Below are 15,740 nucleotides of genomic sequence, written 5' to 3'. Positions count from 1 at the left end.
TGGCTGGCGTTGGAACACGGCAATTGACAAAAATTCCGTCCAGCCGTGTCGCACTTGCCTTAATCCTGCGCCAGGCACCGGCTCACCCCCCTGACGATCATCTCCACTTCCCGCCCATCAATGGTCAACGGGGGCAGCAGGCGGATGGTCTTGCCGCGAGTGACATTGATCAGCAGAGCGTGGTCACGTGCGGCACAAAGGCTCAGGTCGCGGACCGGTTGCTTGAGTTCGACGCCGATCATCAAGCCCTGGCCGCGAATCGCCAGCACGTTCGGGTTGTCCGCCAGTTCGGCCGTCAGCCGGTTGAGCAACTGTTCACCCTGATGCCTGGCGTTGTCCAGCAAACCTTGCTCCTGGATGATGTCCAGCACCGTGCAGCCCACCCGGCAGGCCAGCGGATTACCGCCGAAGGTGCTGCCGTGGCTGCCAGGGGTAAACAGTTCGGCCGCCTTGCCCCGGGCCACGCAGGCGCCGATGGGCACGCCATTGCCCAAGCCCTTGGCCAGGGTCATGACGTCCGGCACGATGCCTTCGTGCTGGAAGGCAAACCATTGGCCGGTGCGGCCGATACCGGTCTGGATCTCGTCGAGCATCAGCAACCAGGCGCGCCGGGTGCACAGTTGACGCAAGGCCTTGAGATAGCCCGGCGGCGCCAGTTGCACACCGCTTTCGCCCTGGATCGGTTCCACCAGTACCGCAACGATGCGCTCGCCATGAACCTGCTGAATATTTTCCAGCGCCGCCAGATCACCGAATGGCACCTTGATGAAATCCCCCGGCAACCGATTGAAGCCCAAGCGCACCGCCGGGCCATCACTGGCGGACAAGGTGCCCAATGTGCGTCCGTGAAACGCATTCTCCATGACCACCACCAGTGGCTGCTCGATACCTTTGTGCCAGCCATAAAGGCGCGCCAGTTTCAGTGCGGTTTCGTTGGCCTCGGCACCAGAGTTGTTAAAAAACACCCGATCCATGGCTGAGAGCTGAGTGAGTTTTTTCGCCAACCGTTGCTGCCAGTCGATGCCGTACAGGTTGGAGGTGTGCAGCAGCAGGCCAGCCTGCTCGCTGATAGCCTCCACCAGTCGAGGGTGGGAATGGCCGACGTTGGTCACAGCCACGCCCGCCACCGCATCCAGGTACTCGCGACCGTCCTGATCCCACAGGCGCGTACCCAACCCATGGGTAAAATTCAGCGCCAGGGGTTGGTAGGTGGTCATCAGGCAGGCGGCGGTCATGGCTTCAAGCTCCATCAGGTGGTTTTTTCCAGTATGGTTAGCCACCCTTGCTGGATAAACGCTACATTCCTTCAATCATTTTAAAGCCAGGCTTGATAATGGATCTTTTTCAGGCAATGACGGTTTACGTCAAAGTGGTGGAAACCGGGAGCCTGACAGCGGCGGCCCAGGTGTGCGAAATGTCCACCACCATGGTGGGTAATCACCTTCGCGCACTGGAAGAACGTCTTGGCGTGCGCCTGATCAACCGTACGACGCGGCGCCAGCGCCTGACGGAATTCGGCTCTTCCTATTACCAGCGCTGCCTGGAAGTACTCGGGCTGGTGGCCGACTCCGAACGACTGGCCGAGCAGACGCAAGGCGAGCCCACCGGCACCTTGCGCATCACCGCGCCACTGACCTTTGGCACCGAGCGCCTTGCCCCGGCGCTGGCCGAATTCAGCCGGCTCCATCCCCAGCTTAAACTCGACGTGGTGCTGACCAACCAACGCCTGGACCTGCTGGATCATGGTTTCGACGTCGCCATCCGTCTCGGCCCCACCGACCCTAAGCTGATCGCCCGACCGTTGATGGACTACACCCTGACCATCTGCGCATCCAGGGCCTACCTGGCGCGCCGCGGCACACCGCAAAAACCCGCTGACCTGGAGCAGCACGACTGCCTGTCCTTCGCCTATTCCGCCGGCGACGAGTGGCGCTTCGCCCAGGATCACTGGCCCATCAACGGGCCGGAAGGTGAAATCAAAGTACCGGTGACTGGGCCGATGCTGATCAACAGCTCCTCAGGACTGCATCGCGCGGCCCTGGCCGGCATGGGCGTGGTGATGCTGCCCGATGCACTGGTGGCGCAAGACCTGGAAGAAGGCCATCTGGTCGCGCTGCTGCAGGACTATCAACTTCCCCACCGGCCAATGAACCTGATGTATGCCCAGGATCGCTATCGGTTGCCCAAACTGCGCAGCTTTGTCGAATTTGCGATGCAGCAATGGGGCAAACCCCAAACCCAACCCGAATGACAAAGTAGGAGCTGACGAGTGCAACGAGGCTGCGATCTTCCCCCCAGCGCTTGAGTCCCACACAGACCGTCCACCCCCGGCCCTCGTCAGCGCCCCAACAGAGCGTAACCTCGCTAGTGCCACCCCGCCCCATCGGCTACTCTTCTTCCTTGGACGAGCATTTTGATATCAAGGCTGATTGAGGAAACGACGATGGGCGACGCCTCGAACATCGATATGCTGCGCCTCGACCTGTCCGGTCTGGACGAAGGTGTGCTGCACACCATCCTTGAGCTGGTCAGCGATGGCATCTGGGACTGGAACGCCAACACCGGTTTCGTCTACCGCAACCCTGGCTGGTACACGATGCTGGGGTATCCGCCTCACTCACTCGATAACACCGTGCTGACATGGGAAAGCGTGATCCATCCCGATGATTACCCGCAGGTGATGGCTTTGTTCGACGACCACCTGCAACAACGCTCCCATCACTACCAGGCCGAATACCGCTGTCGCACGCGCGACGGCTCCTGGATGTGGATCGAGGACCGTGGCTATGTGATCGCCCGTAACCCCGACGGCACGGTGGCGCGGATGATCGGCGCCCATCGCAGCATTGACGACAAGAAGCGTCTGTTCGAACAACTGGAACGGCGCAACAAATCGCTGGAAGCCGTTATCCAGGAGCGCACCCTGGAACTGTCCCGGGTCAACCATCAGTTGCAGATACAGCTCGACGAAAACCGCAGGCTTGCCGAAACCGACGCCCTGACGCGGGTTGCCAACCGCTATCGTCTCGAACAGGCCCTGCCGCTGGCCTGCGAGCGTGCCCAGCGTTTTCGCGAGCCGTTGTCACTGATCGCCATGGACGTCGATGACTTCAAGGACATCAATGATCGTTACGGTCATGCTTTCGGCGACGCAGCGCTGGTACAAGTGGTGCAAGCCGTTAAACGCTGCGAACGCGACGGCGACTTGCTCGCACGTTGGGGGGGTGATGAATTCATCATGATTTTGCCCAATACCTCCCTGGCCGACGCCTGCCTGATGGCTGAAACCATTCGCCGTAGCCTGTCCGATCTGCTGCCGGTGGGCGATTTCCAGGTCACCATGAGTTTTGGCGTGGTGCAGCGGCGTGGGGATGAGCAGCACACGATGCTGCTGGACCGGGCGGACCAGGCGCTGTATCGCTCCAAGGTGGCCGGCAAGAATGTGATCTGCCAATGATGCGTATCTGAACAACAAATGCCGACCTGCCACCGGTTCAACCGTGACAACGCCGCCCGGGTCCAATAGATTAGGCGACCGGAAAAAAGCTCAACGCCTTTCTCGCCTCATCCAGCTAACAGAAGTAGTGAAATTTCAATGTCCGATTCCAATACCGCTGAATCCGTAGTCACCCTGTCGTCCAAAGCGGAATACGAAAACTCCATCAATCTTTCACAGCATCTGCCTCAGGCCAAAAGCATCAGTGAGATGGTTCTCGATGCGTTCCAGTCGAACCGCGAAAGCGATCAGATTCGCGAGCTGCGCAACGCCATCCGCCAGGCCCATGACGCGTTCGACGATGACAAGGCCTACGAACTGATGGGCCAGCTCAAGCAGCTCAAGGACGCCGAAGCCGCCGATTTCGCGGCACTGGAAGACCTGAGCAGCCGCTTCCCCATCAGCCGTATCCTGTCCAGCTACAAGGACGACCCGACCTTCCAGGAACTGGTTTATGGCCTGGCCCTGAAAGTGCTGAACCAGACCCACCAGGCCATCAGCAATCCGAGCGGCAGCAAAGGCAAGGCTTCGCGGCCCAAGAAAGAGGCCGAAGTGTTTGTCATCAGCAAGGACGGCATCAGCGTCACCCTGCCCTTGCGCACCCCACGCTCCAAGCCGAACGTCGACCGCGAGGCCTTTGAATTCCTGGGCTTCAGTTTCGTCGGCGAAGGCGACCAGGCCGAGCTGGAAAATGACATCTTCCTGGACAACGACGGCACCGAACAACCGGTCACCCGCAAAAGCATCGTCACCGCCCTGCAACAGCACAAAGCGTTCGACGGCTACAGCATCGCCCAGCAATAAGCCTTCTTGTTCGGCGGTTGTCAGCCCGCCGCCAGAACCTGTGGGAGCGGGCTTGCTCGCGATAGCGGTGGTTCAGCTTGCATCGATGTTGAATGGGCCGGCGTCATCGCGAGCAGGCTCGCTCCCACAATGGATCAGCGGCGTTCGCAGATTATGTGCTCGCCGTAGCACCTGTGGGAGCGGGCTTGCTCGCGAATGCGCCCTGTCAGTCAACATCACCTCAGCTGACCCACCGCTTTCGCGAGCAAGCTCGCTCCCACAGGAATGTCGACAGTTCGAAGCAACACCCACAAAAAAGCCCCGCACTTCTCTCGAAGGCGGGGCTTTTTGTGTGGTGTCTGAAGCTTAAGGCGCGTAAGTCAGCAACAACTCACTCGGCACTTTGAAGTCCAGGGACATCATGACGCTCAGGGCGGTGATGGTGAAGATCGAGAACACGAACAGCTTGCGTGCCCAGACCGTGTCATCCACCGCCTTGTAGCCGGTCCAGGCCATGTACAACCAGTACATGCCCATGGCGGCGGCGACGGCGAGGTAGCTCATGCCGGCGTAGCCGCTGAAGGTCAGCATCAAGGTCGCCACGAGGAAGGCCAGGATGTAGAGCAGGATGTGCTTCTTGGCCACCTGGATGCCGCGCTTGACCGGCAGCACCGGAATCGAGGCGGCCAGGTAATCGTTGAAGCGGAAGATCGCAATGGCATAGGAATGCGGCATCTGCCACAGGCTGAACATCACCAGTAGCGTCAGCGCCGCCATGTCGAAGCTGTTGCTCACCGCCACGTAACCGATCACTGGCGGCATCGCCCCCGACAGACTGCCCACCAGCGTGCCGTGGACCGACTTGCGCTTGAGGTACAGGCTGTAGAAACCGACATAGATGACAAACCCGATCACCGCGAACAGCGCCGCCAACGGGTTGGCCACCCAGTACAGCAGCGCCACACCGGCGACACCCAGCACCGTGGCGAACGCCAGGGCCAGTTGCACCGGGATCAGGCCCTGGACCAGGGCGCGGTTCTTGGTGCGCTCCATCTTGATGTCGATGTCGCGGTCGATGCAGTTGTTGAATACACAACCGGACGCCACCACCAGGGAAGTGCCGATCATCGCCGCCAGAAAGATGGCCAGATCGACATGCCCTTTCGAGGCCAGGAAAAACCCGCCTGCCACAGAAAGCACGTTACCGAAAATGATCCCCGGCTTGGTGATTTGGATAAAGTGCTTTAAGGACATCCGGACTTTCCTCAGTGCGCCATCATGTTGGTGTGGATGCTGAACATGATCCACAACGACAGGCCGACCAGCAGGACAATGACGATCGCGGCAAAGACAAACGCGACCACGTTGTTACGCTGGGCAGCGGAGCGGTCCAGGTGCAGGAAGTACACCAGGTGCACCAGTACCTGGACCACGGCGAAGATCAGGATGATCCACAGGGTCAGACTTTTCGGCAGCGTCGGGTACATCACCAGGCCAAACGGAATAACCGTCAGGATCACCGACAGAATGAAACCGATGGCGTAGGACTTGACGCTGCCGTGGCCGGCGTCGTGGCCATCGTGGGAATGTGCGTTAGCCATTTACAGGGTCCCCATCAGATAAACAACGGTGAATACGCAGATCCACACCACGTCCAGGAAGTGCCAGAACAGGCTCAGGCAGCTCAGGCGCGTCTTGTTGGTGGCGGTCAGGCCGTTTTTGTGGACCTGGTACATCATGATCGCCATCCAGATCAGGCCGCTGGTCACGTGCAGACCGTGGGTGCCGACCAGGGTGAAGAACCCGGACAGGAAGCCGCTGCGGCTAGGGCCGTAGCCTTCGGCGATCAGGATGTGGAACTCGTTGATCTCCATGGCGATAAAGCCGGCGCCCAGCAGGAAGGTCATCGCCAGCCAGCCCAGTACCTGGGTTTTCTTGCCCTTGAACAACGCCAGCATGGCGAAGCCGTAGGTGATCGAGCTGAACAACAGCAGTGCGGTTTCGCCCAGCACATACGGCAGCTCGAAGATGTCGTGGCCCGACGGGCCACCGGCGACGTTGTTAACCAGCACCGCGTACACCGCGAAGATCGACGCAAACAGAATGCAGTCGGTCATCAGGTAGAGCCAGAAACCGAATACGGTCATCTCGCCCGAGTCGTGGTGATGGTCATCGTGCCCATGGTCATGACCATGGGCGTGTCCAACATTGGTCACTAAGTTCGACATGGTTTAAGCCTGTTCCAACGAGGTTTCAACACGGGTGGCGGTGGCTGGGACTTTCCCTGCCGCGACCAGACGTTTGTGCTGCTCGGCTTCGATGCGCTCGATGACATCCACCGGCACCATGTAGCCCTGATCGTCACGGGCGGCATGAATGGTGAAATACACCACGGTGCCGACCAGACTGGCGATGGCCAGCCACCAGATGTGCCAGATCATCGCGAAACCGAACACGGTCAACAGCGCCCCCATGACCACACCGGTCGCGGTGTTGTTGGGCATGTGGATCGGCGCGTACTTGGCCGGAGTCTGGTACGCGGTACCGTTTTCCTTGGCTTCGGTGAACGGGTCGATGACGTCGGCTTTTGGCAGCACGGCAAAGTTGTAGAACGGTGGAGGCGACGAGGTCGACCATTCCAGGGTATGGGCATTCCACGGGTCACCGTGCTCGCACATGTTCTCTGGCTTCTTGCGGTCACGCACGCTGACGTACAACTGGATCAGCTGGCAGGCGATACCCACGGCGATCATCACCGCGCCGAACATGGCGACGTACAGGTACGGCACCCACTCAGGGTTGGTGGTGGCGTTCAGACGACGGGTCATGCCCATGAAGCCCAGTGCATAGAGCGGCATGAACGCGACGAAGAAGCCCGAGATCCAGAACCAGAATGCAGCCTTGCCCCAGCCCTCGTGCAGCTTGAAGCCGAACGCTTTCGGGAAGTAGAAGGCGAAGCCGGCGATGTAGCCGAATACAGCGCCGCCGATGATCACGTTATGGAAATGCGCGATCACGAACAGGCTGTTGTGCAGCACGAAGTCCGCACCCGGGATGGCCAGCAGTACGCCGGTCATGCCGCCGATGGCGAAGGTCACCATGAAGCCCAGGGTCCACAGCACGTGGCTGGTGAAACGCAGACGGCCCTGGTAGATGGTGAACAGCCAGTTGAACAGCTTCACACCCGTCGGGATCGAAATCAGCATCGTCGCCAGACCGAAGAAGGCGTTGACGCTGGCACCCGAACCCATGGTGAAGAAGTGGTGCAGCCAGACCATGAAACCCAGCACCGAGATCGCGCCGCTGGCGTAGATCATCGAGTGGTGGCCGAACAGCTTCTTGCCGGAGAACGTCGAGATGACTTCGGAGAAAATCCCGAACGCCGGCAGAATCAGGATGTACACCTCGGGGTGACCCCAGGCCCAGAACAGGTTGACGTACATCATCGGATTTCCACCCAGTTCATTGGTGAAAATGTGGAAATCCATGTAGCGGTCAAGCGTCAGCAAAGCGAGGGTAGCGGTCAGGATCGGGAACGAAGCGACGATCAGGACGTTGGCCCAGGTGCAGGTCCAGGTGAAGATCGGCATGTCCATCAGCTTCATGCCCGGGGTACGCATCTTCAGCACGGTGGCCAGGAAGTTGACCCCCGTTAGCGTTGTCCCAAGTCCCGATAGCTGTAGCGCCCAGATGTAGTAATCCATCCCCACGCCCGGACTGTATTGCAGTCCCGACAACGGTGGATAGGCAACCCAACCGGTCTTGGCAAACTCGCCAACGCCCAGGGACAGGTTGATCAGTACCACACCGGAAACCAGCAGCCAGAAGCTCAAGGAGTTCAGGAACGGATAGGCCACGTCACGCGCGCCGATCTGCAGCGGCACTGCAAGGTTCATCAGGCCGGTGAAGAATGGCATCGCCATGAAGATGATCATGATCACGCCGTGGGCGGTGAAGATCTGGTCATAGTGTTCAGGCGGCAGGTAGCCAGGCGAACCCTCGGTGGCCATGGCCAACTGGGTACGCATCATGATGGCGTCGGCAAAACCGCGCAGCAGCATGATCATGGCGACGATGATGTACATCACGCCGATTTTCTTGTGGTCGACCGACGTCAGCCACTCGGTCCACAGGTAGGTCCACTTCTTGAAGTAGGTAATCCCCGCGAACAACGCCAGACCACCGAGCGCGATGATGGCGAGGGTCACCATGACAATCGGCTCGTGGAACGGGATCGCTTCCCAACTTAATTTACCAAACATCGTTTACTCCTCTGCCCCGGCAGCTGAATGCGAACTCATGTCCATCCCTTCCATGTTGTGGGCCACTTCCTTTTCGTTCTTCTCGTGGTGCATCGGCTTGCCCGGGTTCATCCCTTCATACTTGTCGATGATGGTCTGGAACAGGTTCGGCGTGACCGAAGAGTAGAGCTCGACTGGGTTGTTCTGGCTCGGTTTGGAAAGGGCTTCGTATTCAGCTTTTTCAAGCTGTTTAGGTGCCTTCTTCACATCGTTGACCCAGGCGTCGAATTCTTCCTGGGTCGTGGCGATTGCTTTGAACTTCATGCCGGTGAAACCCGCGCCGCTGTAGTTGGCGGAGATACCGTCGAGTTCGGCGTTCTGGTTGGCGATCAGGTGCAACTTGGTCTGCATGCCCGCCATCGCGTAGATCTGGCCGCCCAGGCCCGGGATGAAGAACGAGTTCATCACGGTGTCGGAGGTGACTTTGAAATTGATCGGCGTGTGGGCCGGGAACACGATCTTGTTGACCGTGGCGATGCCTTGTTCCGGATAGATGAACAGCCACTTCCAGTCCATCGAGACCACTTCAATGGTGATCGGCTTGACGTCGGAGTCCAGCGGACGATACGGGTCAAGGGCATGGGTGGACTTGTAGGTGATGTAACCCAGGGCAATGATGATCAGTACCGGAATAGTCCACACCGCCACTTCGATTTTGGTCGAGTGCGACCACTTGGGCGTGTACGTGGCACTGGTGTTGGACGCGCGGTATTTCCAGGCGAACAGGAAGGTCATGACGATAACCGGCACGACGACCAGCAACATCAACAGCGTAGCGGTGATGATCAGATTACGTTCATCCAGGCCGACCTGACCCTTGGGATCGAGCAAGGTCATGTTGCAGCCTCCCAGCAACAACGTGCCGAGCAAAGGCAACAAGCCTAGTAATCGGGGGTACCTGTTTTTACTCATCTCACGACCTCTAAAGCAGCTTGCGCAATGCAGTTGGGTTTTGATCGCCAACACTTCACCCTGCCAAGGGTTGGCATTTTTCTTGGATTGAATAAGGGCTGACCGTCGCAGCGTCAGACGCTGTTCGACACATCCCGGGCCAGCAGTGAGTTCTTATTCGAATTCGTAGGTCAAAGGCCTTGTTACAGCCCAATTCCATTTGGTGCGGGTAGTTGGAAGGCACCGACACCTGGGGTCGCATGGGGCCTTGAGCCCTTCGACCACCTCACGGACTCAAGCTTGAGCCGGGTCGGAAATTCGGTGCGGGCGATTGTAGTGAGCTGAGGCGCCGGAGACCATGTCTTATCCTGAAATAATTTTCATCAAATCGAGCAACAATCTTTCGCAGAATTCGAAACAAGCCGGCATCTTATCGAAATTCATTCTCAACAAGAACCCCAGAAAACGTAGGTCTACTACGCCCGATTTAGACAGCTTGCGCTGATTAAAGAGAGTTTTTACGCCCGTAGAGCCCCCGTCATTCGGGGGCTGAGCGGCAAGACGCCCGATTGTTAGAAATGCCTGCTACGGGGGGAGGCAGTTAGCCGGATGGAGCCTGCAACGGCTGATTTTTCATTGCAGAACGAGGTGCTTATTCGCGCAGCAAGTGGCCGGATGACAGCAAATGTGTGACAACGTGTCGCACGCTGTCGCGGCTCATTATTGTCTCGGATCAAGGCTGGCACGCAGTAAGACTGAAACGCAAAACGCCCCGGCTTCCTACAGAAAACCGGGGCGTCTGATTGAGGCGCTTTAGGGCAGTTGTTTGCGATTGCGCGACACCAGCAACGGCACCAGGATCGCCGTGAGGACGAACGCCACCAGTGCCCATTGTGCCAGGGACAAGCCCAGGATCGGCGGATACGGGGTGGAGCAAAAGCCGTCGACCTGGAAGCCCAACGGGAAGATCTTCGCCAGCGGGAGGTCATCGACAATCGGTTGCAGCACGTCGACGCCACAGCTGACCGCCGGGAAGAACTGGGTGTACACGTGATGCCCCGCTACCGCCGCACCGGCCAGGGCACTGAGCACCACCAGGCCTTCGAAAACCGTCAGGCTGCGACGGGTACGCATGGCCGCGCCAATGAAGGCGAAAATAGCGATCAGCAACAATGCATACCGCTGCAGGATGCATAGCGGGCACGGCGCCTCGCCGAGCGCCACCTGCATGTACAGCGCACCGCCGATCAGCGCCAGACAGATCAGCCCCAACAGCACCAGATAGCGCCGTTCACGGCCTAAGCGCAGCATTTGCTCATTCATTGCGTTTCCCTTTGTATGCATTGGATCGACGCGCAGCCTGGAGAAACCCGGCGCACTGTCGGATGGCCAAAGTCTACACGCTGACCATGACAGAGAACGAGCGGCTGCCGCCCACATTGAGGGGAATAAACAGGAGGGAGGTTAAGTACGGATTAATTTTGCTTGGAGAAGTCAGGCGGGATGGGGTGAACATGGCGCCGCTATCGCGAGCAGGCTCGCTCCCACAGTTGTCTTTGCGTTGTTCACCCAATCGTGCCCGCCGCAAATCCATTGTGGGAGCGGGCTTGCTCGCGAAGAGGCCAGCACATCCAGCATCACTGTTTCAGACAAACCGCCTTCGCGAGCAAGCCCGCTCCCACAGTTTTCTGCGGTGTTCACCCATCGTGTTCACCACCAAAACCCCTTGTGGGAGCGAGCCTGCTCGCGATGCAGACGAACCGGATCACCCCGGCTCGCCCCGCCGTTACTCCAGCGCCGCCGCCGGGCCGAAGAATTCGTAGCGGCTTTGCCCGTCCGGCACGCCCAGTGCCTTGAGGTGGCGCTTGACGGCGGCCATGAAGCCTTTGGGCCCAAGGAAGTAGGCATCCAGGTCACGCTGCTGCGGCAACCATTGCGCCAGTTGTTCCTGGCTCAACAAGCCGACCTTGTCAGCTGCCGGGCTCAAGCCGTCATCTTCGTCGTAGCAATAGAAGCGCTTGAGTTGTGGATGCCGCTGGGCCAGGTCATCGATCCAGTCACGGAACGCGTGCACGCCGCCGTTACGTGCGCAGTGGATAAAATGCACCGGCCGCTCGGTTTGCAGCGCCGCCTGCAACATCGCCAGGGTCGGCGTGATGCCGACGCCGCCGCTGATCAGCACCAGCGGTTTGTCGCTCTGGGTCAGGAAGAAGTCCCCTGACGGTGGAAACAACTGGATGCTGCTGCCAATCGGGAAATGATGGTGCAGGTGGTTGGACACGCGCCCGCCCGGCTCGCGCTTGACGCTGATGCGATACTGACCGTTGTCCGCCAGGGCCGACAGAGAATAATTGCGGCGCATCTCCTCGCCATCCAACACCAGCTTCATGCCGATGTACTGGCCTGGTTCCGCCACCAGGATCGCGCCTTTGTCCGCCGGTTCGAAGTAGAACGAAGTGATTTCCGAGCTCTCCTGCACCCTGGCTGCCAGGATGAACTCACGCTCGCCCCGCCAGCCGCCCGGCGCTGCGGCTTTCTGCTCGTACATGCCGGTTTCGGCACCGATCAGGATATCGGCCAACTGGTTATAGGCAGCGCCCCACGCGGCAATCACTTGCGGCGTGGCGATCTCTTCACCCAGCACCTCGGCGATCGCCCGCAACAGGCAGGCCCCCACAATGGGGTAATGTTCCGGCAGGATTTGCAGGGCGACGTGCTTGTTGACGATTTTGGCCACCAGGTCGCCCAACTGATCGAGCTGGTCAATGTGCCGGGCGTACATCAATACGCCGTTGGCCAGGGCACGGGGCTGATCACCGCTGGCCTGGTGAGCCTGGTTGAACAACGGGCGCACTTGCGGGTATTCGGACAGCATCATGCGATAAAAGTGAGTAATGAGCGCTTCACCACCGCTTTCAAGCAAGGGCACGGTGGAGCGGATGATGGCGCGTTCTTCTCGGCTGAGCATAAGGTGACTCCTGGCGTATTACGAAAAACTGATACCTATGCCTATCAGGTTTCATGCCATAAAATTTATTGAACATTTTCAATTGCTTACGAATTAAGTAGTCATAAAGACATATGGCATCTTATAGTCATTAGGACCATATGGAGTCATTATGACCGCAACCTCCCTGCTGACCTCACTGCTTCCGCTGGTGGCCGACCTCTCCCGCGAGTTGCCGGAAGGCGAGCGCTATCGTCGCCTGCTTGGCGCGCTGCGAGCCCTGTTGCCCTGCGACGCCGCCGCGCTGTTGCGCCTGGACGGAGACTGTCTGGTGCCGCTGGCGGTGGATGGCTTGAGTACCGATACCCTGGGCAGACGCTTCCGGATTAGCGAACACCCCCGCTTCCAGGCACTGCTGGCCAGCCCGCAGCCCACTCGCTTTGCCGCCGACAGTGACCTGCCCGACCCGTACGACGGATTGGTCGAAGGTCTGGAGGAGCACTTGGAGGTCCACGACTGCATGGGCTGCCCACTGTTCGTCGACGAGCAACCGTGGGGCCTGCTGACCCTCGACGCGCTGAACCCCGAACGCTTCGAGCCCATCGACCTGAGCGCCTTGCAGGCCTTTGCCAGCCTGGCTGCCGCCACGGTCAGCGCGGCCGAACGCATCGATCGGCTGGCCTTGAAAGCCGAAGACGAACATCGCCGCGCCGAGGTCTACCGCCAGGCCAGCGGCCAGCAACCTCGCGACATGGTCGGCCAGAGCAAGGCCCACAAGCGATTAGTGGAAGAAATCAACCTGGTGGGGGGCAGCGACCTGACGGTGCTGATCACTGGCGAAACCGGGGTTGGCAAGGAGCTGGTCGCCCAAGCCATACACGCGGCCTCCAAGCGCGCCGAGCAGCCGCTTATCAGCCTCAACTGCGCCGCACTGCCGGATACCCTGGTGGAAAGCGAACTCTTCGGCCATGTACGCGGCGCGTTCACAGGGGCCACGAACGACCGGCGTGGCAAATTCGAACTGGCCGATGGCGGCACGTTGTTCCTCGATGAAGTGGGCGAGTTGTCCTTGACCGTGCAGGCCAAGCTGCTGCGAGTGTTGCAGAGCGGCCAGTTGCAACGGCTGGGCTCGGACAAGGAACATCGTGTCGATGTACGCCTGATTGCGGCCACCAATCGCGATCTGGCCGAAGAAGTGCGCAACGGGCGATATCGGGCCGACTTCTATCATCGCCTGAGCGTGTACCCGTTGCTGGTGCCGGCACTACGGGATCGTGGGCGCGATGTGCTGCTGCTCAGCGGGTTTTTCCTGGAGCAGAACCGTTCGCGCATGGGCCTGGGCAGCCTGCGCCTGACCAGTGACGCCCAGGCCGCATTGCTGGCGTATGACTGGCCGGGGAACGTACGTGAACTGGAGCACCTGATCGGCCGAAGCGCCTTGAAAGCCTTGGGCCGGTGTCCGGTGCGGCCAAAGATCCTCAGCCTCAGCGCCCAGGACCTGGACTTGCCCCGCAGCCCGGAAGAACACCCGCCACCTTCATCCGCCAGCCCCGCACCTGCCCTGGAGGGGGTCACGGGGGACTTGCGTGAAGCCATGGACGATTTTCAACGCAAGCTGATCATCGCCTGCCTGGAACGGCATCAGCACAACTGGGCCAGCGCCGCTCGGGAACTGGGTCTGGATCGGGCAAACCTGGGGCGGATGGCCAAGCGGTTGGGACTCAAATAAACCTTCTGTACCACCGACGCCCCATGCGGCGAGGGCATTTATCGCCTGACCATAGCGTATGCATTCCCAGGCCACTGAGCTGAAATCGATTGTCTGTGGGTTTCGCCCTAAAGCCAGCCCCCATCGGGTCGATAACCCAATATCAAAAGCTGTTTTGGCGTTCTTCACGCTCGCCCCACCTTTTTCCACAGAAGGTTTTTATGTCTTCCAACAAAGCCCGCGCAGACTCACTTTCGCTTCTGCTGTTTACCTTGCGCAGCGGCAAGCTGATGGCAATCAACCTGCTCAAAGTCAGCGAAATCATTCCCTGCCCGCCGTTGACCAAACTGCCGGAGTCGCACCCGCACGTCAAAGGCATCGCCACCCTGCGCGGGGCCTCGTTGTCGGTGATCGACCTGAGCCGCGCCATCGGCGAACGCCCTCTGGAAGATCCGGATGGCGGCTGCCTGATCGTCACCGATGTGAGTCGATCCAAACAGGGTCTGCATGTGCAGGCGGTGAGCAAGATCGTGCATTGCCTGACCACCGACATCAAACCCCCGCCTTTCGGCTCAGGCGGCGTACGCGCCTTCATCACTGGCGTGACGTCGGTGGATGGCACGCTGGTGCAGGTGCTGGACATCGAAAAAGTCATCCACGGTATCGCCCCGGCGCAGATTGAAACGGCGCCCACCGAGCTGAGCATGGAAGACGCCGAAGTCCTGGGCAACGCGCGGATCCTGGTGGTCGATGACAGTCAGGTGGCGTTGCAACAATCGGTACACACCTTGCGCAACCTCGGGCTGCAATGCCACACCGCTCGCAGCGCCAAGGAAGCCATCGAATGCCTGCTGGACCTGCAAGGCACTGCACAGCAGATCAACCTGATCGTTTCCGACATCGAAATGTCGGAGATGGACGGCTACGCCCTTACCCGGACCCTGCGGGAAACGCCGGACTTCGCCCACCTCTATGTGTTGCTGCACACCTCGCTGGACAGCGCCATGAACAGCGAGAAGGCTCGGCTATCCGGGGCCAATGGCGTGCTGACCAAGTTCTCCTCACCGGAGCTGACCAAGTGCCTGATCACGGCCGCCAAGGCGGTTGCCGAGCAAGGCCACTGAGTCATGCCTGATGATCATTCCCATGCGTATAGGGGAATGATCATCCCGGCACCTCAGGCATACTCCTGTCCTGGCTTCCCAGAACAAGGATCTTGCTGATGAAAATCCACGCACTCATGTTTTTGGGCTTCACGGCCCTCGCCGCCCAGGCCCACGCCTCCAGCCCAGAGGCCTGGGCCACCCATGACAAAACCGTGCTTGCCAGTTGCATCAAGGCCAGCGGCTTGAAGAACGCCGAGCCTGTGGGCACTGCCGCGCAGTTCGATGACCGGGTGGGTTATACCGCGCTGTTGCTGCAAGGCCAGTATCCGCAGAAACACATGAAAGGCGCGACGGGCACCGAGCTGTGCCTTTACCGCAAGAAATCCAAGACCGCCTACGTGACCGAGTGGGACTCCATCCGCCCCGCCGACAACAGCCGGTGATGGCGCACAACTTGCTTCGCATCGGTTAATCGCGGCGTTTTTCTGTCGCCGCCTTCCAGCTTTTG

Annotated in this window: 14 protein-coding genes; 6 read left to right on the top strand and 8 right to left on the bottom strand. The window is 59.7% G+C overall.

The window, feature by feature from the left end; translation table 11 throughout:
- Positions 1-59: 59 nt before the first annotated feature.
- Positions 60-1,235, bottom strand: a complete 1,176-nt coding sequence (locus tag BW979_RS08330; protein ID WP_076386553.1) for an aspartate aminotransferase family protein — start codon at positions 1,233-1,235, stop codon at positions 60-62.
- Positions 1,236-1,333: 98 nt separating this feature from the next.
- Here BW979_RS08330 and BW979_RS08325 point away from each other — a divergent pair, with 98 nt between their 5' ends.
- From BW979_RS08325 to BW979_RS08315, 3 genes are all read left to right on the top strand, one after another.
- The gene (locus BW979_RS08325; RefSeq protein WP_076383594.1) at positions 1,334-2,251 is read left to right on the top strand and encodes a LysR family transcriptional regulator; all 918 of its coding nucleotides are present in this window, start codon (positions 1,334-1,336) and stop codon (positions 2,249-2,251) included.
- Between the two features lie 192 nt (positions 2,252-2,443).
- Entirely contained in the window at positions 2,444-3,457 is a 1,014-nt protein-coding gene (locus BW979_RS08320; RefSeq protein ID WP_047228595.1) for a GGDEF domain-containing protein, read from the top strand.
- 138 nt (positions 3,458-3,595) lie between these two features.
- Positions 3,596-4,300 carry a hypothetical protein gene (locus BW979_RS08315; RefSeq protein ID WP_047228596.1) on the top strand — a complete coding sequence of 235 codons (705 nt, stop codon included), beginning with the start codon at positions 3,596-3,598 and terminating at the stop codon, positions 4,298-4,300.
- A 345-nt stretch (positions 4,301-4,645) separates the two neighbouring features.
- Here the strand turns inward: BW979_RS08315 and cyoE are convergent, their stop codons facing one another.
- The 7 genes from cyoE to hmpA form a co-directional block, all read right to left on the bottom strand.
- The gene (gene cyoE / locus BW979_RS08310; protein ID WP_047228597.1) at positions 4,646-5,533 is read right to left on the bottom strand and encodes a heme o synthase; all 888 of its coding nucleotides are present in this window, start codon (positions 5,531-5,533) and stop codon (positions 4,646-4,648) included.
- An 11-nt stretch (positions 5,534-5,544) separates the two neighbouring features.
- Positions 5,545-5,880 (bottom strand): cytochrome o ubiquinol oxidase subunit IV, encoded by a 336-nt coding sequence (cyoD, locus tag BW979_RS08305; RefSeq protein ID WP_025211927.1) that lies wholly within the window; start codon positions 5,878-5,880, stop codon positions 5,545-5,547.
- The gene (locus BW979_RS08300) at positions 5,881-6,507 is read right to left on the bottom strand and encodes a cytochrome o ubiquinol oxidase subunit III (protein ID WP_047228598.1); all 627 of its coding nucleotides are present in this window, start codon (positions 6,505-6,507) and stop codon (positions 5,881-5,883) included.
- 3 nt (positions 6,508-6,510) lie between these two features.
- Positions 6,511-8,541 carry a cytochrome o ubiquinol oxidase subunit I gene (gene cyoB, locus BW979_RS08295; protein WP_047228599.1) on the bottom strand — a complete coding sequence of 677 codons (2,031 nt, stop codon included), beginning with the start codon at positions 8,539-8,541 and terminating at the stop codon, positions 6,511-6,513.
- A 3-nt stretch (positions 8,542-8,544) separates the two neighbouring features.
- A complete protein-coding gene (cyoA, locus tag BW979_RS08290; protein ID WP_047228600.1) occupies positions 8,545-9,492 on the bottom strand; it encodes a ubiquinol oxidase subunit II in 948 nt (315 codons plus the stop codon).
- A 792-nt stretch (positions 9,493-10,284) separates the two neighbouring features.
- The gene (locus BW979_RS08280) at positions 10,285-10,794 is read right to left on the bottom strand and encodes a disulfide bond formation protein B (RefSeq protein ID WP_047228601.1); all 510 of its coding nucleotides are present in this window, start codon (positions 10,792-10,794) and stop codon (positions 10,285-10,287) included.
- A gap of 463 nt (positions 10,795-11,257) precedes the next feature.
- Positions 11,258-12,439, bottom strand: a complete 1,182-nt coding sequence (gene hmpA, locus BW979_RS08275; RefSeq protein ID WP_076383593.1) for an NO-inducible flavohemoprotein — start codon at positions 12,437-12,439, stop codon at positions 11,258-11,260.
- 151 nt (positions 12,440-12,590) lie between these two features.
- On the opposite strand from hmpA, the gene norR reads away from it, so the two are divergent.
- The 3 genes from norR (at position 12,591) to BW979_RS08260 (ending at position 15,675) form a co-directional block, all read left to right on the top strand.
- Entirely contained in the window at positions 12,591-14,147 is a 1,557-nt protein-coding gene (gene norR, locus BW979_RS08270; protein WP_076383592.1) for a nitric oxide reductase transcriptional regulator NorR, read from the top strand.
- A 200-nt stretch (positions 14,148-14,347) separates the two neighbouring features.
- A complete protein-coding gene (locus BW979_RS08265) occupies positions 14,348-15,250 on the top strand; it encodes a chemotaxis protein CheV (protein ID WP_047228604.1) in 903 nt (300 codons plus the stop codon).
- A gap of 98 nt (positions 15,251-15,348) precedes the next feature.
- Positions 15,349-15,675 carry a hypothetical protein gene (locus tag BW979_RS08260; protein ID WP_076383591.1) on the top strand — a complete coding sequence of 109 codons (327 nt, stop codon included), beginning with the start codon at positions 15,349-15,351 and terminating at the stop codon, positions 15,673-15,675.
- The last annotated feature ends 65 nt before the right edge of the window (positions 15,676-15,740 follow it).

The sequence above is a fragment of the Pseudomonas sp. A214 genome, assembly GCF_900156295.1.
In the GTDB taxonomy this organism is placed as follows: domain Bacteria; phylum Pseudomonadota; class Gammaproteobacteria; order Pseudomonadales; family Pseudomonadaceae; genus Aquipseudomonas; species Aquipseudomonas rhizophila.
This window is presented reverse-complemented; position numbering and strand designations above follow the sequence as displayed.